Annotated in this window: 17 protein-coding genes; 12 read left to right on the top strand and 5 right to left on the bottom strand. The window is 46.3% G+C overall.

What is annotated here, in order from left to right:
* Positions 1-5: 5 nt before the first annotated feature.
* The gene (gene gspC, locus ACHUFZ_RS11925; RefSeq protein WP_394127355.1) at positions 6-902 is read right to left on the bottom strand and encodes a type II secretion system protein GspC; all 897 of its coding nucleotides are present in this window, start codon (positions 900-902) and stop codon (positions 6-8) included.
* A gap of 270 nt (positions 903-1,172) precedes the next feature.
* On the opposite strand from gspC, the gene hslR reads away from it, so the two are divergent.
* The 4 genes from hslR to ACHUFZ_RS11905 all read left to right on the top strand — a co-directional run bounded on the left by hslR (position 1,173) and on the right by ACHUFZ_RS11905 (position 6,506).
* The gene (gene hslR, locus ACHUFZ_RS11920) at positions 1,173-1,559 is read left to right on the top strand and encodes a ribosome-associated heat shock protein Hsp15 (protein WP_134834168.1); all 387 of its coding nucleotides are present in this window, start codon (positions 1,173-1,175) and stop codon (positions 1,557-1,559) included.
* A 29-nt stretch (positions 1,560-1,588) separates the two neighbouring features.
* Complete coding sequence (gene hslO / locus ACHUFZ_RS11915; RefSeq protein ID WP_394127354.1) at positions 1,589-2,464, top strand: Hsp33 family molecular chaperone HslO; 876 nt, start codon at positions 1,589-1,591, stop codon at positions 2,462-2,464.
* A 337-nt stretch (positions 2,465-2,801) separates the two neighbouring features.
* Positions 2,802-4,433, top strand: coding sequence for a phosphoenolpyruvate carboxykinase (ATP) (pckA, locus tag ACHUFZ_RS11910; protein ID WP_394127353.1), 1,632 nt, complete (start codon positions 2,802-2,804; stop codon positions 4,431-4,433).
* Between the two features lie 114 nt (positions 4,434-4,547).
* Entirely contained in the window at positions 4,548-6,506 is a 1,959-nt protein-coding gene (locus ACHUFZ_RS11905) for an AsmA family protein (RefSeq protein WP_394127352.1), read from the top strand.
* Here the strand turns inward: ACHUFZ_RS11905 and ACHUFZ_RS11900 are convergent.
* Genes ACHUFZ_RS11900 through ACHUFZ_RS11890 form a run of 3 tightly spaced genes read right to left on the bottom strand, consistent with a single transcriptional unit; the run spans position 6,464 to position 8,769 of the window.
* Complete coding sequence (locus ACHUFZ_RS11900) at positions 6,464-7,399, bottom strand: bifunctional GNAT family N-acetyltransferase/hotdog fold thioesterase (RefSeq protein WP_134834164.1); 936 nt, start codon at positions 7,397-7,399, stop codon at positions 6,464-6,466. The genes ACHUFZ_RS11905 and ACHUFZ_RS11900 overlap by 43 nt on opposite strands.
* A 46-nt stretch (positions 7,400-7,445) precedes the next feature.
* Positions 7,446-7,880, bottom strand: coding sequence for a D-aminoacyl-tRNA deacylase (dtd, locus tag ACHUFZ_RS11895; RefSeq protein ID WP_394127351.1), 435 nt, complete (start codon positions 7,878-7,880; stop codon positions 7,446-7,448).
* Positions 7,852-8,769 carry a virulence factor BrkB family protein gene (locus ACHUFZ_RS11890; protein ID WP_394127350.1) on the bottom strand — a complete coding sequence of 306 codons (918 nt, stop codon included), beginning with the start codon at positions 8,767-8,769 and terminating at the stop codon, positions 7,852-7,854. Before ACHUFZ_RS11890 ends, dtd begins: the two co-directional genes overlap by 29 nt.
* A 62-nt stretch (positions 8,770-8,831) precedes the next feature.
* On the opposite strand from ACHUFZ_RS11890, the gene ACHUFZ_RS11885 reads away from it, so the two are divergent.
* Positions 8,832-9,473, top strand: coding sequence for a DUF2959 domain-containing protein (locus ACHUFZ_RS11885; RefSeq protein ID WP_053438688.1), 642 nt, complete (start codon positions 8,832-8,834; stop codon positions 9,471-9,473).
* 9 nt (positions 9,474-9,482) lie between these two features.
* On the top strand, positions 9,483-10,016 hold the full coding sequence (locus tag ACHUFZ_RS11880; RefSeq protein ID WP_394127349.1) for an AAA family ATPase: 534 nt from the start codon (positions 9,483-9,485) through the stop codon (positions 10,014-10,016).
* A 64-nt stretch (positions 10,017-10,080) separates the two neighbouring features.
* On the opposite strand, the gene typA is transcribed toward ACHUFZ_RS11880, so the two are convergent.
* Positions 10,081-11,910, bottom strand: a complete 1,830-nt coding sequence (typA, locus tag ACHUFZ_RS11875; protein ID WP_134834160.1) for a translational GTPase TypA — start codon at positions 11,908-11,910, stop codon at positions 10,081-10,083.
* A 475-nt stretch (positions 11,911-12,385) separates the two neighbouring features.
* On the opposite strand from typA, the gene glnA reads away from it, so the two are divergent.
* From glnA to add, 6 genes are all read left to right on the top strand, one after another.
* Positions 12,386-13,795, top strand: a complete 1,410-nt coding sequence (glnA, locus tag ACHUFZ_RS11870) for a glutamate--ammonia ligase (RefSeq protein ID WP_394127348.1) — start codon at positions 12,386-12,388, stop codon at positions 13,793-13,795.
* Positions 13,796-13,924: 129 nt separating this feature from the next.
* Entirely contained in the window at positions 13,925-14,479 is a 555-nt protein-coding gene (locus ACHUFZ_RS11865) for a DUF4124 domain-containing protein (protein WP_394127347.1), read from the top strand.
* Positions 14,480-14,581: 102 nt separating this feature from the next.
* Positions 14,582-15,628, top strand: a complete 1,047-nt coding sequence (glnL, locus tag ACHUFZ_RS11860; RefSeq protein WP_394127346.1) for a nitrogen regulation protein NR(II) — start codon at positions 14,582-14,584, stop codon at positions 15,626-15,628.
* Between the two features lie 35 nt (positions 15,629-15,663).
* Positions 15,664-17,067: a nitrogen regulation protein NR(I) gene (gene glnG / locus ACHUFZ_RS11855; RefSeq protein WP_394127345.1), complete on the top strand. Its 1,404-nt coding sequence runs from the start codon at positions 15,664-15,666 to the stop codon at positions 17,065-17,067.
* 165 nt (positions 17,068-17,232) lie between these two features.
* A complete protein-coding gene (gepA, locus tag ACHUFZ_RS11850; RefSeq protein ID WP_394127344.1) occupies positions 17,233-19,773 on the top strand; it encodes a phosphodiesterase GepA in 2,541 nt (846 codons plus the stop codon).
* 98 nt (positions 19,774-19,871) lie between these two features.
* A complete protein-coding gene (add, locus tag ACHUFZ_RS11845; protein ID WP_394127343.1) occupies positions 19,872-20,876 on the top strand; it encodes an adenosine deaminase in 1,005 nt (334 codons plus the stop codon).
* Positions 20,877-20,990: the final 114 nt, after the last annotated feature.

The raw sequence follows: 20,990 nt of genomic DNA, 5'->3' as shown, positions 1-20,990 counted from the left end.
CACTCTTATAATTCAATGTATATCTCATGCGGCTGACCATTACGTTCTACTGTCAGCGTTAATTCAGTTAGTTGAGACAAATTCTTAAAGATTTCACTCATTACCGAGGAATCTTTTAAATCTAAGCCGTTAATTGACACGGCAATATCACCTTGCTGCAAGCCAACTGACTCAAACAGCGCTTTATCTTTGCCCGGTGACAAGCGATATCCCACTACGTCGCCATCTTTCTTTATTTGCGACATACGCACGTACTGGAAAATCTTTGAACTGTCTTGACGAATCTCTTGGCGAATCTTCTCTAAAGCTTCGGCTGGCACTGGGCTGCGAGTCAAGCTTGTTTCTGCTTTACTCTGAGGCGTAGCTTCAGGCTTGCTATACTTCAAGCCTTCCAGCATCACTGTTTCATTGCGTCCAGAGTTATCAATGATCACGCGATCAGACTGAACTTGAACTAGTTTCGCCCGAGTTCCTTCGATCACCTCATTAATGCCATAAGTCGCCTGACGACCACGATTGGCGATCACCGCTAGGCTTTTTTCTGGAGCAGTACTGGTCACAGTACCAACCAAGACTACATTGAGACGGCTCTTAGGCGCATCTTGCAGCTTAGGTTGCTCCACGACAGGCGCGGTCTGATTTAGCTCACCAAACAAATGACTGTTCTGCAGTTCAGAGATATCGATACCTGCGGCGGACTCGCTGCTACTTTGGGTCACGTTGACCGGGCGCCATTGAGATACCGAAGGAGAGCTCCATGGTTGCCAAATCATTTGACCAATAATCCATGCGCTGATCGCCAGTAATGCAATCATAATGGTATAGCTAGCGCGCTGCTGAACGTGCGGTTCCTTTAACGATTCGCTGAGCTTATATAGTGCTTGGGCACTGTTTTGCTTCACTCACTATCCTTACTGTTAGTCTGATCCATTCGTTACACCATTAAGCTGGCCGGTGGCCACTCCAACACACTGGTCGGTATTGGTAACCTATTAATTAACTTAGCTGATCATTGTATCAGACTATGAAACAAGCTAAACGTCAAACACCACTTACTCAATTTCACTATGCCCTTTTTTTTTGATCTCGCTTGAAAAATGCTACATCCATCACCATTGTTACAGCATCTATTTGGAATCAAAGATTCATTACCTTAGAGGGTACAAGGCACAATGGGTTCCCAAACCGAAGCAGTAAGACTCGATAAGTGGCTATGGGCAGCGCGTTTTTACAAGACTCGTTCCATCGCTCGAAACATGGTCGATGGTGGTAAAGTCCATTATAATGGCCAGCGCAGTAAACCTAGCAAAGCGGTCGAACTTGGTGCAGTGATCACTCTAAGACAAGGCCACGAAGAAAAAATCGTGGTGATTGAAACAATCTCTGACCAGCGACGCGGGGCTCCGGAAGCGCAACTGCTCTACTCAGAAACCGCTGAGAGTGTAAGCAAACGCGAAGAAAACGCAGCGCAGCGTAAACTTCATGCACATAACCCGAGCCCAGATCGCCGCCCTGACAAGAAGCAGCGCCGCGACATCATTAAATTTAAACACCAATAAGCTCTACCAGATTTACGAGGAATCGCCACATGGCAAGCAATGTTTTGAATCGCTACTTATTTGAAGACCTTTCAGTACGTGGTGAGTTGGTACAGTTGGATGACGCTTACCAGCAAATTATTTCAAGCAAGGAATACCCTGCAGCACTACAGAAGCTGCTAGGTGAGCTATTGGTATCAACAACTCTACTAACCGCGACATTAAAATTCGAAGGTTCGATCACTATGCAGCTGCAAGGTGATGGCCCGGTATCTCTCGCGGTAATTAATGGCGATCACGATCAGAAGATTCGTGGTGTTGCTCGTTTTGAGGGTGACATCGCCGATGACGCGACAATCCACGACATGATGGGTAAAGGCTACTTAGTAATCACTATCGATCCTAAGAAAGGCGAACGTTACCAAGGTATCGTTGCACTGGAAGGCGATAACTTAGCTGAGGTTCTAGAGGGCTACTTCGCTAACTCTGAACAGCTTAAAACTCGCCTATGGCTACGTACTGGTGAGCACGAAGGCAAAGTTCACGCTGCTGGTATGCTGATTCAAGTGGTTCCTGATGGCACTGGTTCACCAGATGATTTTGAGCACCTAGAACAGCTGACCAATACGGTTAAAAATGAAGAGCTGTTTAGCTTAGAAGCAAGCAAACTACTTTACCGTCTCTACAACCAAGAAAAAGTACGCCTGTTTGATCCTCAACCTGTTGAGTTCTTCTGTGGCTGTTCTCGTGAGCGTAGTGGCGCAGCAATCGTGACTATCGATCGCGCGGAAGTAAATGACATTTTGGCAGAGATTGGTTCAATTTCTTTACATTGTGATTACTGCGGCACGAACTATTCGTTCAACTCGGCGGACGTAGAAGAGCTGTTTTCACACGCAACTTCAGGCGAAAATAAGCTGCATTAATTTTTATGGCATAGCAAGCCTGTAATTTACCTTTCAAAAGGCCAGCACACGCTGGCCTTTTTGTGATCAAAGCCCCGTATTACCTAGCCTCCCCCGTAATAAAACAACCGGTTAATTTTAGACAAATAATAATACTTTTGCCCTAGCGCAAAGCTTTGCGCACACGATAAACTAACCGTACCAATATGTGATGAGTCGCTTAAAACCCCAAGAAAATTACGGATAATTTTTGAGCTATATCCCTGTTTTCTAAGAGGCCCATTGCTAGCATGGTGAGCAGATAAAAATTAAAAAATTATTACAAAATCCCTACAAAATATTCCGATAAGGAGCACCTATGACCGTTATGGAACATACTAAGGCTGCAACAATTGATCTTACCAAACACGGGCTTCATAACGTAAAAGAGGTTATTCGTAACCCTAGCTACGAAATGTTGTTCGAAGAAGAGACTCGCGCTGATCTGGAAGGCTACGAAAAAGGCGTCGTAACTGAGCTAGGTGCTGTCGCAGTTGATACCGGTATTTTTACTGGTCGCTCACCAAAAGATAAATACATCGTTAAAGACGCAACCACTGAAGAACATATGTGGTGGACGTCGGATACAGTGAAAAACGATAACAAACCTATCGACCAAGCTGTATGGAATGATCTGAAGGCGCAAGTAACAGAGCAACTTTCAGGTAAACGTGTATTTGTTATCGACGGTTACTGTGGGGCAAACCCTGATACTCGTCTTAGCATTCGCGTGATCACTGAAGTGGCGTGGCAAGCGCACTTTGTGAAAAACATGTTCATTCGCCCAAGCGAAGAAGAGCTAACCACTTTCGAACCTGACTTCGTGGTAATGAACGGTGCTAAGTGTACTAACCAGAAATGGGAAGAGCACGGCCTAAACTCGGAAAACTTCACTGTATTTAACCTTACTGAACGCATGCAATTGATTGGCGGCACTTGGTACGGCGGTGAAATGAAGAAAGGCATGTTCGCAATGATGAACTACTTCCTTCCTCTAAAAGACATTGCTTCTATGCACTGTAGTGCCAACAAGTGTAAAGAAAACGGTGATGTGGCAATCTTCTTTGGCCTTTCTGGCACAGGTAAGACTACGCTATCGACCGATCCTAAACGCGAGCTTATCGGCGATGATGAGCACGGCTGGGATGACGACGGTGTGTTCAACTTTGAAGGCGGTTGTTACGCGAAAACCATCAAGCTGTCAAAAGAAGCTGAGCCAGACATCTACAACGCAATTCGTCGTGATGCACTACTAGAGAACGTAACGGTTCGCCCTGACGGTTCAATCGACTTCGATGACGGTTCAAAAACTGAAAACACCCGTGTTTCTTACCCAATCGAGCATATTGAAAACATCGTTAAGCCAGTATCAAAGGCTGGGCATGCCAACAAGGTGATCTTCCTTTCTGCTGATGCATTTGGCGTTCTACCACCGGTATCTAAGCTAACGCCTGAGCAAACTAAGTACCACTTCCTATCTGGCTTTACCGCTAAACTAGCAGGTACTGAGCGTGGTATTACAGAGCCAACGCCAACCTTCTCTGCTTGTTTTGGCGCAGCGTTCTTAACGCTACACCCAACGAAGTACGCAGAAGTACTGGTGAAACGTATGGAAGCCGCTGGTGCAGAAGCTTACCTAGTAAACACTGGCTGGAATGGCAGCGGTAAACGTATTTCAATCCAAGATACACGCGGCATCATCGATGCGATCCTAGATGGTTCAATCGAGCAAGCTGAAACCAAGCACATTCCTATCTTCAATCTTGAAGTACCAACGGCGCTGCATGATGTTGACTCTAGCATCTTAGATCCACGTGATACCTACACTGACCCGCTACAGTGGGAAAGCAAGGCGAAAGATCTCGCAAGCCGCTTTATCAACAACTTTGATAAGTACACTGACAATGACGAAGGTAAATCACTGGTTGCAGCAGGTCCTCAGCTAGATTAGTGATATCGACGGTAAATGTTTAGCTAAGCCCCTCTTTCGAGGGGCTTTTTGTTGCTTGTAATGAAAAAGTATTCCAAGCTAGTAACACTGTTCACTATAGGAATGTGGGTTACTGTGAAGAAAGCACTCTTGCTGCTCACGCTGATTATTGTCGGCATTATCGCTCTGGCTACTCTTAGCCTGTATACGGTTATGCAGACGCGCTACGCTACACAAGTCGTCAATACGCTGCTTAATCAGCTCACCCCATACCAAGTGACAGCCAACAAAGCGAGTTATACGCCTCCGCTGCAAATAACCCTTGAAGATATTGTTATCGGCCAAGATGAAGCGAGCACATCGTTGCCTAAACTGACCTTATGGCTAAGCCAACAACCTTGGCAAAACGGTAAGCTCGCCTTTGACTCAATCTTAATTGAGGGCGCAACTCTCAACCTCAAACATAACCAATCGGCACTACTGTCACAGTTGAGCCTCCACCAGCTAGCACTAAAAGAGACCGATATTAGTGGTCCGCGCTGGTCAGCACGCGGCGTCAATCTCCAAATCGAGCAACCAAAGTGGCAAACTGAAGATCAGCAACTGCCTTTCGGAGATATTCAACTCTCCGCGCAGCAGCTCTACAAGCATGGGGAAGCATTAGACAATCTCTTAGTGGATATGCGCTACCAGAATCAAGATAGCACCATCTTTGGCAGCTCCTTCAATTGGCGCGGCGCGAACATCTCAGGCCAAGCAGAGCAATATCCGCAAGGTTGGTCACTGATTAACGTCACGATTGATAAGCTATCGCTCTCCGAGTCGCAGCAAATCAGCCCTTTGCTTACCACATTGTCTAACTTCAATTTGCCTATCTACCACATCAATAGTCTCGACATTCTCAATAGCTCGTTCTCTTACGGTTTGTGGCAGTTCAAACATCTCGATGCCTCGATTGAAGCTATCTCGCTCGATAAGCCGCTATGGCAACAACAGCAAGGTTATGCCTCTTTTAATGCCGACAGTATTCGCCACCCAAGCTTAGCGGTGTTTTCTCCACGCGCCAAAGTGACCTTTACTCCTGATCAAATTAGCATCGATGAGTTCGACAGTGACTTCAAGCAAGGACGAGTGCAGCTACAAGGTAAGCTGACCCCGCAGCAGGTCGCACTCGACCAATTATTGATTACCGGTGTGAAATGGTTAGAAGATACTGAGCAGCTAGCTCCTACTATCCGCGAGATACTCTCTCCACTACAGCGCCTTTCGATAGCCAATCTAGAGGTTAACAACACCCAATTGATTCAAGTGGAACATAAGCCTTATTGGCAAGTCTCTGGGCTGACCATAGAAGGAGGTGACCTTACGCTAATCGAGCAAAATAAATTGGGCTTATTCGAGGGGCGGTTAGAACTTAGCGCCAATTCAGCCAGTATTGATAAACTGTTAACCACTCAAGCGCATGTCAGTGCTTTTGCTAACCAGCATAAGTTTACCTTGGAGCGCGCCTTTATACCCCTAGAGCAGGGCTATATTGAAGCCAATGGAACCTGGGACCGAAGCAGTGTCAGCGCCCCTTGGCAATTTGCCATTCATGCTGATGGTATTCCCCTCGACCAATACCACCTGAAGCAGTATCTACCTTTTGCACTTTCTGGCGCGGCAGAAGTTGAGGTTGAGTTAAATGGTTTGTCGGGCGACTACTCTATGCTGTCACACAGTTTATCTGGACAAATCACCGCCTACCTACGCCAAGCAAATCTTGAAGCGAAAAGTGTCGATGGAGAGCAGAGCTACAAGCAAAAGCTTGACCTTGATGAGATTCAAATTAAAGCAGATCGTGGGCGTATTGCTGTTCACTCTACCAAAGGGGCAACCCAACTCGCTGGGGAAATGGATCTAACCAAGCCTCAATTTGCGACTCTGCTACTCAAATCTGAGCAGCCTTGCTTACAGCTTTGGTCCGATATAATTAATGGGGCAAATGTGATTAAAGCAACCTGTGACACTCCAAAGCGTACTGAGCCTAAAGCGCCACAGGTAGAAGATACTCAGGATTCTGAGCCAGAGTCAGGACCGAGTACGACTTTATAATCTGGGATCAGCATATAGGTACCGATAAACTCGACCGCAGCTTGATCACCACTGTAGATGGTCACATGGATAACAATTCGCGCTTTACGCCCTGACGCTAAGCGATCCAAGTCACCACTGATGCCATCTAGAGAAGTCGACGCGACGGGGTTTTGGGTAACAGGTTGGCGATAACGAATCTGACTGTCCGCCAAGACGATGTCACCACTTAGATTACGCTCTTTCATCAATAGCCAAGTCATCCCCCAACCCGTTAACGTAGCAAGGGTGAAAGCAGAGCCGGCAAACATAGTATTATGTGGATTTAGGTTGGGATTGAGCTGTGCACAGCACTCAAATTGATAACCGGTATACTGGTTAATCTTAATCCCCATCTTGTCACTGATAGGAATTTGATGCTCCCAACGCTCTTGTAGCTCGGTACACCACTCAGGTTTGCGCAGTACATTGGCCATTGGGTCAAGTTGCTTGACCATCTGCTGGTGTCTTACTGGGCCACGTTCATCGGTTAATTCACCGCGACGCTCAAAACCATTCTTCTCATAGAATGAAATCGCGTCCTCACGGGCGTTACACACCAAGCGCTTAGCACCTTCTTGACGAGCTAACGACTCGAGCGCAACAAGCACTAATGATCCCATACCCTTACTGCGTCGGTTGCCTTTTACCGCCATAAAACGGATTTGACCTTCACTGTCAGGGGTAATGTATAAGCGACCTATCGCCATTGGTCGGCCGCGTCCATCAACAATCATCCGATGCAGACCCATCGGATCGTACTCATCACGCTCTGAGCCGATCGGCATGCGCCACGGCTCCCTCAGCATTTGCCAACGGAAGTGATAGTACTTGTTGAGTTGTTTTTCTGTCTTCGGCGTAATCAGCTTAAACATGTAAATCCTTTTTCTAGAGGTGTAAACCTCTCTACTAGCCTTGTAATTATACTTGTAACCAAAAGGTCACGGGGCCATCGTTGACCAAAGAGACTTTCATATCCGCGGCAAAGCGACCACGTTGAGTTGGTAACACTTCAGCACAACGGTCAGCAAAGTACTCATATAAGCGCTCAGCATCCGCCGGATGGGCGCCACGAGAGAACCCTGCGCGCGTACCTTTCTTAGTATCCGCTGGTAGCGTGAATTGAGAGACAACCAACACTTTCCCTTCAACCTGTTTAACGTTGAGGTTCATCTTGTCTTCTTCATCACCGAATACACGATAAGTAGTAACACGTTCCATCAGACGCTTTGCTTTCGCTTCATCATCGTCCTTCTCAACGCCCAACAGTACCAGTAGACCTTGGTCGATCTCGCCAACCACTTCACCATCTACACGAACTGCTGCTTCACTTACTCTCTGAATCAGTGCGATCACTGCCTTTTCCTTCTACTTGCTGTGTTTCTAAACTTTCCGCAGAGTGTACCATTTCTTCGCACTCGCACCACTGTTCCCTTTCCCCCAGCGCAGCCGTGACTTCAGCCCCCACCAGCACAATCAACCAACATAGATAGACCCAGACAAATAAGATCGGAATCGCCGCTAAGGCACCGTAAATCAATTGATAAGATGGGAACTGAGTAATGTAGGCAGCGAAGCCTTTCTTACTCGCTTCGAACAGCAGCGCTGCGACAATCGCACCAATTAAGGCATGCGAAATGCGCACCTTTTTATTTGGCACCAACAGGTATAGCCCGACAAAGGCAAACAGTGACAACAAAAATGGTAGCCAGCGTAACAGCAGGTTATAAACCCCTGACACCGCTTCGCTTTCGAGGATTTTTAGTGACGTAACATACGAGGTGGCCGCAATACTCGCACCAACTAGAATTGGGCCTAGCGTTAACACCATCCAATACATCGAAAAGGAAAATACCGCGCGGCGTTTTTGCTGTACCCGCCAGATATAGTTAAGGTTTTTATCGATGTTGGAGATCAGCATCAGCGCGGCAACAAAAAGAAAACCACCACCAACAGCACTCATTTTGCCAGTATTGGATACAAACTCGAGCAACGCCCCTTTTACCGCATCTCCCGCCGCTGGCACAAAATGAGTAATGACAAAATCTTGAATTGCATCGCCGGCATTTTCAAAAATGGCGAATGAAGACAGCACCGACAGTAAAACCGTCAGCATTGGGACAATCGAGAGCAAAGTGATGTAGGCCAGATAGCCAGCATTGACGTTGACTCTATCATGGCCCATTCGGCTCAATAGATAGCGCCCAAATAGCAGACTCTGTTTGACCAATGACTCGATTTTCAACTTGTATCTCCCTATCAACTCAGTCATCCTAACATTCTAATTCTAAAGGAAAGGAACCCATCATGCCGTACTTACTGGCTATTGTATTGTCTATTTTCACCCTGACAGGATGTCAATCAGCCTATTACTCTGCGATGGAACAAGTAGGCTACCACAAACGCGACATTATGGTGGATCGCGTTGAGGACGCCAAAGAGTCACAACAAGACGCACAGCAAGAATTTACTAGCGCCCTTGAAGCTCTTTCCGCACTGACCAACTTTGACGGCGGTGAACTTGAAACGGTTTATAACCAGATTAACGACAAGTATCAAGATAGTGAAAAAGCAGCCCAAGACGTTAGCGACCGTATTGCCGCGATTGAAGATGTTTCAGATGCACTATTTTCCGAGTGGCAAGATGAGCTGGAACTCTACACCAGTAGCTCACTACGCCGTGCAAGTGAACAAAAGCTAAAAGAGACGCAACGTTCATACAAAACCATGCTATCAGCGATGAAGCGCGCTGAAGACAAGATGACGCCAGTATTAAACACCTTGCGCGATAATACGCTCTACTTGAAGCATAACCTCAATGCTAGCGCAATTGGCGCACTGCAAGGTGAGTTCACTAACCTTGAGCAAGACATTCAATACGCAATTAAGCAGATGAACGCGGCGATTGCAGAATCTGATAAGTTCTTAGATCGCTTAAATCAAAAGTAAGCCAAATCAATGCTACCTATCATCATCACTGGCGGGCCAGGTGCAGGTAAGACCACACTGATCGATGCGCTCAGCGCCAATAGCTATCAGACCTTTGCTGAATCTTCCCGTCAGTTGATTGAAGAGCAAAGCCAATTGACTAACGGCGTCTTACCTTGGCTTGATCTGCCAGGGTTTGCTCGCTTATGCCTTACGGCTATGACTGAGCAGAAACAGCAAGCCAGCCAACATGAGGTGGCGTTTCTCGACCGAGCGATTCCTGATATTTTTGGTTACTTGCAGCAAGCAGGGCTAGAAATAGAACTTTGCTACCAGGCTGAAAGCAAAGGCTATCATCGACAAGCTTTTTTCTGTTGCCCCGAGCGCAGCATCTATGTTCAAGATGAAGTGAGACCTTACCCATTTGAGGGCGCTCTAGCCATTCACAATGCCTTAGTCGATGTTTATCAACAACTCGGCTTTGAGGTGGTTGAAGTACCTTTCATGTCGCTAGAAGAGCGCGTTCGCTTTATCGAGCAGGCTCTAGATATCTTACAAAGATAACTCCCTAAATAACAAAAGCCCCGAGCAGCATTGCTACTCGGGGCTTTTTATCTATTCGCTAAGATTATTTAGCGTTACGCGCTTCACGCTTACGATCGCTTTCCGTTAGGAACTTCTTACGGATACGGATGCTTTCAGGCGTTACTTCTACTAGTTCGTCTTCATCGATGAACTCTAGAGCTTGCTCAAGCGTGTGCTTGATTGGCGGAGTAAGAACCTGTGCGTCATCAGTACCTGATGCACGAACGTTAGTTAGCTGCTTACCTTTCAGTGCGTTTACTGTTAGGTCGTTATCACGGCTGTGAATACCGATGATCATACCTTCGTAAACTTCTACACCGTGACCGATAAATAGACGACCACGTTCTTGAAGGTTAAACAGTGCGTTAGTCAGTGCTTTACCTGCAGCGTTCGCAATTAGAACACCGTTGATACGTTGACCAATCTGGCCACCTTTGTGTGGACCGTAGTGATCAAACGTATGGTATAGAAGACCAGAACCAGACGTTAGCGTCATGAACTCAGTTTGGAAACCGATAAGACCACGAGAAGGCATATCGAAGTCCATGCGAACACGGCCTTTACCATCTGGTGCCATATCTTTCAGCTCACCTTTACGTAGGCCGATGTTTTCCATGATGCCGCCTTGGTGCTCTTCAAGAACGTCAATCGTTACTGTTTCAAACGGTTCCATTAGTTGACCATCTTCTTCTTTGATGATTACTTCTGGACGAGATACAGCAAGCTCGAAGCCTTCACGTCGCATGTTTTCGATCAGGATAGATAAGTGAAGTTCACCACGGCCTGATACGCGGAATTTATCTGGATCGTCTGTTTGCTCAACACGTAGTGCTACGTTGTGAACCAATTCTTTTTCTAGACGCTCAAGGATGTTACGTGACGTTACGAACTTACCTTCTTTACCCGCAAACGGAGAAGTGTTTACTTGGAACGTCATTGTTACTGTTGGCTCATCTACAGACAGTGCAGGTAGCGCTTCTACTGCGTTTTGTGCACAGATAGTGTCAGAGATTTTTAGCTCACCAAGACCTGTGATCGCGATGATGTCACCCGCATTCGCTTCAGCAACTTCGTGACGCTCAAGACCTAGGTAGCCCATTACTGTGCCTACTTTACCGTTACGAGTCTTACCATCAGCACCGATAACCGTTACTTGTTGGTTCGGTTTAACGTTACCACGAGTTACACGTGCAACACCGATAACGCCAACATAAGAGCTGTAATCTAGCTGAGAAACTTGCATCTGCAGTGGACCATCAAGGTCAACATTTGGTGCGTCAACAACGTCAACGATAGTTTGGAATAGTGGTTCCATGTTCTCGCCAGTTTCGCCTTCTTCTAGAGAAGCCCAGCCGTTCAGCGCCGAAGCGTAAACCACTTTAAAGTCTAGCTGTTCGTCAGTTGCACCTAGGTTGTCGAATAGGTCGAATACTTGATCCATAACCCAATCAGGACGAGCGCCAGGGCGGTCAATCTTGTTGATTACAACGATTGGCTTAAGACCGTGAGCAAATGCTTTCTGCGTTACGAAACGCGTTTGTGGCATTGGGCCATCAACTGCGTCAACGATAAGTAGCACAGAGTCAACCATAGACATGATACGCTCAACTTCACCACCGAAGTCCGCGTGTCCCGGAGTATCTACGATGTTGATGCGGTAATCATTCCAGTTAATTGCTGTGTTCTTAGCAAGAATGGTAATACCACGCTCTTTTTCGATGTCGTTTGAGTCCATGACTCGCTCTTCAGCTTCGCCGCGAGACTCTAAAGTACCTGATTGTTGTAGTAGTTTATCAACCAGTGTTGTTTTACCGTGGTCAACGTGCGCGATGATCGCGATATTTCTTAAATTATCAATCTGTGGAGTAGCCATGGATTTGATTCGCTCGATATAAGTAGCTCGCCGAAAATCTCGGCAAACTTATTTGATTAAAAAAACGGCCATAATGTACCAGATTCTAGCGAAAAACCCAGAAATATGTGATCTGATTCGCTAGTTTTGCGAAGATAATTTATTGATGAAACGCAAGCTGCCTCCGAGTAAGGAGAAATCCTCATTGACATCAAGGGCAAAACTCGGCTGAATGGAAGCGATTTTGTTTACTATTGGTGCACAACCACATTAGCGCACCATTGCAGTGCAATCAAAGATCATTTTGGTGCAAAACAGTGCACCACTTTCACACTTAGCCCGCTAATTTATTGAAAATTAATGGAATAATTTTTTGGCACGGTTTTGGCTTTACTAAAATCAGCATCGATTAATACGATTGAAATGAAATTAATCAATGCTGGATTTATTTCAAATCACGCTAATACCGAATTAATAACACTGGAGGTTATCCAAGATGTCAGTAGAAAACGTTCTATCGCTGATCCAAGAAAACGAAGTTAAGTTTGTTGACCTACGCTTTACTGATACTAAAGGTAAAGAGCAGCATATCTCTATACCTTCTCACCAAGTTGACGGAGACTTCTTCGAAGAAGGTAAGATGTTCGATGGTTCTTCTGTTGCTGGCTGGAAAGGCATCAACGAATCAGACATGGTAATGATGCCTGACGCATCATCAGCGGTTCTTGACCCATTCACAGAAGATGCAACGCTAAACATCCGTTGTGACATCCTTGAACCTGCTACTATGCAAGGTTATGACCGTGACCCACGCTCTATCGCTAAGCGCGCTGAAGACTTCATGCGCTCTACTGGTGTTGCTGACACTGTACTTATCGGTCCTGAGCCAGAGTTCTTCCTATTTGACGACGTTAAGTTCGCAACTGACATGTCTGGTTCTTTCTTCAAGATTGACGACGTGGAAGCAGCTTGGAACACAGGTTCTGACTACGAAGAAGGTAACAAAGGTCACCGTCCAGGCGTTAAAGGTGGTTACTTCCCAGTAGCTCCAGTTGACTCTTCACAAGACATCCGCTCTGCAATGTGTCTAATCATGGAAGAGATGGGTCTTGTTGTTGAAGCGCACCACCACGAAGTTGCGACTGCAGGTCAGAACGAAATCGCGACTCGCTTTAACACCCTAACGACTAAAGCGGATGAAATCCAAATCTACAAGTATGTTGTACACAACGTTGCTCACGCGTTTGGTAAGACTGCGACATTCATGCCTAAACCACTAGTTGGTGATAACGGCTCTGGTATGCACGTTCACCAATCTCTAGCAAAAGATGGCGTTAACCTATTTGCTGGTGACAAGTACGGCGGCCTATCTGAAATGGCTCTGTACTACATCGGTGGTATCATCAAGCACGCTCGCGCAATCAACGCATTTGCTAACCCATCAACTAACTCGTACAAGCGTCTTGTACCAGGCTTCGAAGCACCTGTTATGCTTGCTTACTCAGCACGTAACCGTTCTGCTTCTATCCGTATCCCAGTGGTACCAAGCCCGAAAGCACGTCGTATCGAAGTTCGTTTCGGTGACCCAGCGGCTAACCCATACCTATGTTTCGCAGCAATGCTAATGGCTGGTCTTGACGGCATTAAGAACAAGATCCACCCAGGCGAAGCAATGGATAAAGACCTTTACGATCTACCAGCTGAAGAAGCAGCAGAGATCCCAACAGTGGCTTACTCACTAAAAGACGCTCTAGAAGAGCTAGATGCTGACCGTGAGTTCCTAACAGCTGGCGGTGTATTCTCTGACGACTTCATCGATTCATACATCGGTCTGAAATCTGAAGATGTAGAGAAAGTAAACATGACAACTCACCCACTAGAGTTCGAACTTTACTACTCTGTATAATCGACTTTCATTGCTAACATTCGATCGTGTTGCATGAATTTAAGGCTCGCCTCGCAGGCGAGCCTTTTCTATTGCCCCTAGTAAAAGAGCCCCTGCTAGTATGTTGCCATCGCAATATAAGGGTAAACAATGCAAGTCACGAACTTCTTGGGCGTCATCGCGCTACTGTTTAGTACGCTATCAAACAGCCAAACCATCTACACTTGGACCGACCAAGACGGCACCTTGCATTTTGACGATGCACCGAATCATAGCCAAGCTCAAGCTGTCGAGTTACCCAACCTTGATCAGCCCGCTCCTCCTCAATTAGACCCACCTCAGCAAGTAGCAACGCAACAGCCACAACTTCAGACTCAAGCTGCTGAGACTAAACCCTTGTCCGTCACCATCACCGCCCCTAGTAACGGTGAAGCGCTAAGGAGCAATAATGGTGCAATAGCTGTACAAGCAGTGCTAAGCCGTCATCTGATAGCAGGAGAGCAGCTACAATTAACCCTCAATGGCGAAAAATATGGAGCAGCGACAACTAGCCCGAATTGGCAGTTAAAGAATATCGACCGAGGCTCACACTCATTGGTTATTCAAGTAGTTAGAGGCGGCAAGCTTATTGCATCGTCTAAAGCTATTACGGTGCATTTACAACGCTCAACAGTGAAACCCATGCAGATAGCCCCGAAAGCTTGAGGCACCTCACTATTTCACTTCAGTTCTCTTGTTGAATGCGCCATACTTGAAAAATCAATTGCACCAACTTAGTGCAAAGAACTTCAAGGATAGGGAAAGGCAGTGGATAGCGATCTAAACGACATTATTTTAAATCACCAAGTCACATCGATTTTGATCATGAACGAATCGTTGCAGGTGAAATATGCCAATCCAGCGGCAGAGCAGCTTTTTTCACAAAGCGCTAAACGAATTACCGAGCACCCGCTTTCTCATCTGATTCAACACGCCTCTATGGACCTCGCTTTGCTCTCTCAACCGTTACAAAGCGGGCAGAGCATTACAGATAGCGACGTGACCTTTGTCGTCGACGGCAAGCCACTGATGCTTGAGGTCACGGTCAGTCCGATAGCGTGGAATAAAGAGTTAATGCTGTTGGTCGAAATGCGAAAAATCGGTCAGCAGCGTCGCCTTAGCCAAGAGCTTAATCAGCACGCTCAACAACAAGCGGCAAAACTGTTGGTCCGCGGTTTAGCACATGAAATAAAAAACCCGTTAGGTGGTTTAAGAGGTGCCGCTCAGTTGCTGGAAAGAACGCTGCCAGATCCTAGCCTCACTGAATATACCCAAATCATTATCGAGCAAGCTGATCGACTCCGAGCCTTGGTCGACCGACTGCTTGGCCCACAAAAACCTGGGCAGAAGAAGCAGGAAAACTTGCATCTAATCTTAGAGAAGGTCCGCCAGCTGGTCGATTTGGAGGCCAATCAAAGCATTGAAATTGAGCGAGACTACGATCCGAGCTTGCCTGAAATCTTAATGGATGCGGCGCAAATTGAGCAGGCGCTGCTCAATATAGTCAGTAACGCCGGACAAATTTTGCGCGCTCAAGATAATGGCCAAATCACTATTCGCACCAGAACGGTGCATCAAGCCAATATCCACGGCCAGCGTTGCAAGCTCGCCGCACGTATCGAAATCATCGATAACGGGCCAGGCATTCCCGCTGATCTACAAGATACACTTTTCTACCCAATGGTCAGCGGGCGAGAAGGTGGCACAGGGCTAGGTTTATCCATCGCCCAAAACCTTATCGACCAACACCAAGGTAAGATCGATGTCGAGAGCTGGCCTGGTAGAACAACATTCACAATATATTTACCGATTTAATTTGACGTTATTGGCATTGCTGGAAGGAAGAGACTATGAGTAAAGGGTATGTTTGGGTTGTTGATGACGACAGCTCCATTCGCTGGGTGATGGAGAAAACACTCTCTTCGGCCAACATTAAATGCGAGACCTTCTCGGATGCAGAAAGCGTGCTGATGGCGCTCGAACGTGAAACTCCCGATGTACTCGTCTCTGATATTCGCATGCCAGGAATGGATGGCTTGGAGCTGTTAAAACAAGTCAACGATCGCTCTCCTGAACTGCCGGTGATCATCATGACGGCGCACTCCGATCTAGATGCAGCGGTAAACGCCTATCAAAAAGGCGCATTTGAATACCTACCTAAGCCATTTGATGTTGATGAGACACTAACGCTGGTCGAACGCGCAATTGCTCACAGCCAAGAACAAAAGCAAGATCAAGCCTCATTTGCTGAAGAAGACTACACTCCTCCTGAGATTATTGGTGAAGCGCCAGCAATGCAGGAAGTGTTTCGTGCCATTGGTCGACTATCACGTTCTTCTATCTCGGTACTGATTAATGGTGAGTCGGGTACCGGTAAAGAACTGGTCGCCCACGCCTTGCACCGCCATAGCCCAAGAGCCAGCAAACCCTTTATTGCGCTCAATATGGCGGCAATCCCCAAGGACTTAATCGAATCGGAGCTTTTTGGCCATGAGAAAGGGGCATTTACTGGAGCCAACAGTGTCAGACAAGGGCGTTTTGAGCAGGCTAATGGCGGCACACTTTTCTTAGACGAAATAGGCGATATGCCACTGGATATTCAAACTCGTCTGCTAAGGGTACTCGCCGATGGACAGTTTTATCGTGTTGGCGGCCATTCGCCGATCAAAGTCGATGTGCGAATCGTAGCGGCAACTCACCAAAATCTTGAGCAGTTGGTGCACAAAGGTGACTTTCGCGAAGACCTATTTCACCGTCTAAATGTGATTCGTATTCAGATCCCCGCATTACGCGAGCGTAAACAGGACGTTGAAAAGCTAACATTACATTTCTTGGCCCTTGCAGCAGAAGAGTTAGGCGTTGATGTTAAAACACTCCACCCATCAACAGCAGACAAACTGACTCAGCTCAATTGGCCAGGTAACGTTCGCCAACTAGAAAATATCTGCCGTTGGCTAACTGTTATGGCGAGCGGAACGGAGGTATTGCCAAGCGATCTCCCTCCTGAACTTTTCGAAGAAAAGGCCATCGGAGAGCAAGCAGTATCAGGTACATGGCAGCAACAACTGGCAAGCTGGGCGAGAAATTCACTCACTCAGGGCGATACGGAGCTTCTCTCTTACGCACTTCCTGAATTTGAACGTATACTTTTGGAAGCGGCATTAGAACATACCAATGGCCATAAACAGGATGCAGCAAAGGTTTTAGGTTGGGGGCGCAACACGCTAACGCGAAAGCTAAAGGAGCTTTACTAATTAGCAACTCACTCAGCACCAACCAAGTTCGTTAGCACTAATAGGTAATATTTGCTCTATTCTATTTATAGTTAGAGTGAGATTACCTATTTTTTGACCAAAGGCCTCGCTTGCATTTACCATAAAAGATACAATACCAAATACGGTAATAATAGAAAGCTATTTATGTCAGCGACTACACAAATCACGCTAAGAACTGCGGTAGTACTGCCTTTTGTAATGATCTTCATCATTACTATCGGGGTAATAGTGACTGTCCAGAAGCATAGCTATGAAGAAATGGTCGTTGATATTAGTGATAAGCAATTATCCGCTTTAACAGCTAACGTCACCCTTGAGTTAAATCGCTTTCTTAATGAACCCTTTCAAGCAAGCCTAGCACTGAGCCACTCGATTAGTTTCAATCGCCTCTACCAACGGGGAGATACCAGTGACATTGAACGCTACTTCCTGACTTCATTTCGCTCACTCTATCATTCTATCCCTCAATTGGACGTTATTGGCTATGGTGGTGAGGGAGCTGAGTATATTGGCTTTAGGAAAGAGCCCAACAAAGCTTACACCTTAATGGTTCAAGATGACCGGACCGAGCAGCAGTTGGTGATTTATCGTGGCCAGACTATCAGCCAAGATATACGCTCTGTAATCGATGCCTATGACCCTCGTATTCGCCCTTGGTATGCGCCTGTGGCCAAAAGTCTCACGCCTATGTGGTCATCGATCTACGCCAACGCAGATGAAAGACAAGAAATTACCCTATCAGCCCTGACCCCAGTATTTTATGACCAAGACTTTCAAGGCGTGGTTGTCACAGACGTCAAAATTGACACCTTCAATTTATTTCTAAAAGACCAGCAGCAACAGACCAATGCCATCATTTACCTTGTGGACGATAAGAAAAGATTAGTTGCCCACTCTACAAATGGCACGGTTGTTTCTTGGGGGACGCATTTCAGTAAAAAAGGCGATCGGCTCCTAGCAACCGAAAGCGCGAATCCAATAGTGAAAGCCAATGCCAAATACTCCGAAGAAAATGGGCTTTACTCACAAGATGGCTTTCAACGCTTCTCGCTCGAAATTAATAATCAACGCTACTTTAACCATTTCACTCCCTATGCGGATGAACATGGTCTTAAGTGGTACATCGGCGTTGCAATTTCCGAATCGGACTTACTCGGCAAGCTCCCTGAAAGCCAAAGAGACAGCTGGATTATTGGTATCATCGCCAGTCTGATTGGTATTGCACTGGGCTTATTTGCTTTCAACAGAGTCGTAGCGCCGATCACTTCAACCGCTAGTGCAGCAAAGCATCTTGCCAAAGGGGATTGGGAGAGCACCATGCCTCAACCCGGTAATATCTACGAAACAACCATGTTGGTATATGCGTTCAATGAGATGGCCAATAACCTCAAAGCCTCATTTCGCGCGCTGCGTTCCCAGTTGCTCTATGATTCTCTAACTAAGTTGTATAGCCGAGAAGGCCTTATTGATAGCTGTGATAAGCTGCCAACCCTAAAGGGTTCCTTGATGCTCGTCGGCATCAAGAAGTTTCGTGATATCAATGACAGCCTAGGCCACTACAAAGGTGACCAGATACTCATCAACATATCTCAGCGGTTACATTCCATTTATTCCGAAGATCACTATTTAGCAAGAATAGGCGGCGATGAATTCGCCATCTACACTTCGAAAAAGCAAACCGAACAAGATCTGGTTCTAGCGGCCAACCGTATTCATCAGGTGTTTGCTTCCCCTTTTATCATGGGGCAAGACAATGTTGTTATCAGCGTATCTATTGGGGTGGTTGAGAGTGGTCCAGATTTCAATATGACCTTATGGCTGCGCAATGGCAGTATCGCTCTTAGCAATGCGAAAAAAGAGTTGTCAAACATCAGCTTCTATCGCCCTGAAATGGCAGATATTTCGCGCAAACGTACCCTGATGGTGGCGAAAATTAAAGACGCGATAGAACACAAAGAATTTGTCCCCTTTTACCAACCTTTAATTGACCTCAGTAGTGGTGAGGTGATCGGAGCAGAAGCACTTGCACGTTGGTTATCGCCATCTTCCGGGCTCATTTCACCATTGGAATTCATCCCAATAGCAGAAGAGAGTGGCTTAATCGAAGCGGTTGGAGAGCAAATTCTACTGCAAGCGTGTAATGACACAGTGCGAGGTATTAGAGCAGGTAAGTGGAACTCTGATTTTCACATGCACGTCAACGTGTCGGTGAATCAACTTTCACAGCCAGATTTCATCTCAACCTTGCAAAAAACACTCACTCAATCAACGTTAAATCCAACCAATCTAACCTTAGAAATAACCGAATCACGCATTGTTGATAATGATCCTGTAACCTTAAAAAACATGCAAGAAATCAGAAGCTTAGGTGTTCACATTGCCATTGATGACTTTGGTACTGGTTATAGCTCACTGGCGTATTTACATAAGCTGCCATTTGACTGCATCAAGATCGATCGCACCTTTGTTGATAAACTCTCACCTCAAGAATTAGATACTTCGATTGTTGCTGCAATCATTAACATGACACGGGGTATGAAAGTAACCTTAGTCGCAGAAGGTATCGAAACGTCAGAGCAAGCGCAAATGCTGACTCAACTCAACTGCCAGCAAGGACAAGGGTTTCTGTATAGCCGGCCAGTCCCATTCGATGAATGGCCAACAGATTTGGTTAACATGAAATAAAAACCAACATATATGGTTGGTTTTATGCTCTTAATCTACTGACACTTCTGTCTTTGATTCTTATACTTAGCTCAATTCATTTAATTGGAACGACGATAATGATAACCAAAAATCTTCCTCTCACAGATTTGCACCGTCACCTTGATGGTAATATCCGCACAAAAACAATCCTAGAACTAGGTCAGAAGTTTGGTGTTGCTCTACCCGCTTACGATGTCGAGTCTCTTACTCCGCACGTTCAAATCGTTGAAGCGGAGCCATCACTTGTTGCGTTCCTTTCAAAGTTAGACTGGGGTGTTGCTGTCCTTGGTGACCTCGACGCTTGTCGCCGCGTTGCTTACGAAAACGTTGAAGACGCGCTTAACGCTCAAATCGATTATACTGAGCTGCGTTTCTCTCCATACTACATGGCGATGAAACACAAGCTTCCGGTAGCAGGCGTAGTTGAAGCGGTTGTAGATGGCGTTCAAGCTGGTATGCGTGACTTTGGCATCAAGGCTAACCTAATCGGCATCATGAGCCGTACATTTGGCACAGATGCATGTCAGCAAGAGCTAGATGCAATCCTGACTCAGAAAGATCACATTGTTGCTGTTGACCTAGCGGGTGATGAACTGGGTCAACCAGGCGATCGCTTCGTTAAGCACTTCGCACAAGTAAAAGACGCAGGCCTTAATGTAACAGTGCACGCTGGTGAAGCAGCTGGCGCAGAAAGTATGTGGCAAGCTATCCAAGAGCTTGGTGCAACACGTATCGGTCACGGCGTTAAAGCTATCCATGATCCTAAGCTAATGGACTACCTAGCGGCAAACCGCATTGGTATTGAGTCATGTCTGACTTCTAACTTCCAAACTAGCACGGTTGAGTCACTAACCAACCACCCTCTGAAGCAGTTCCTTGAGCACGGTGTTCTAGCCTGTCTAAACACTGATGATCCAGCGGTTGAAGGTATTGAGCTTCCTTACGAATATGAAGTTGCTGCACCTCAAGCAGGCCTATCTCAAGAGCAGATTCGCCAAGCGCAAATCAATGGTCTTGAACTAGCGTTTATCTCAGATGCAGAAAAACAAGTGCTAAAAGACAAGGTTGCAAATCGCGCTTAATTCAACCTTACATACCAAAAGCCGACACATTGTTGTCTAATGCCGATCGGTTTAGAGACTTGAATGATCCTCGGGACGTATGATAATCCCCACTAACAAAGTTAGTGGGGATTT

This window comes from Vibrio hepatarius (assembly GCF_043642085.1).
GTDB lineage: Bacteria > Pseudomonadota > Gammaproteobacteria > Enterobacterales > Vibrionaceae > Vibrio > Vibrio hepatarius_C.
This window is presented reverse-complemented; position numbering and strand designations above follow the sequence as displayed.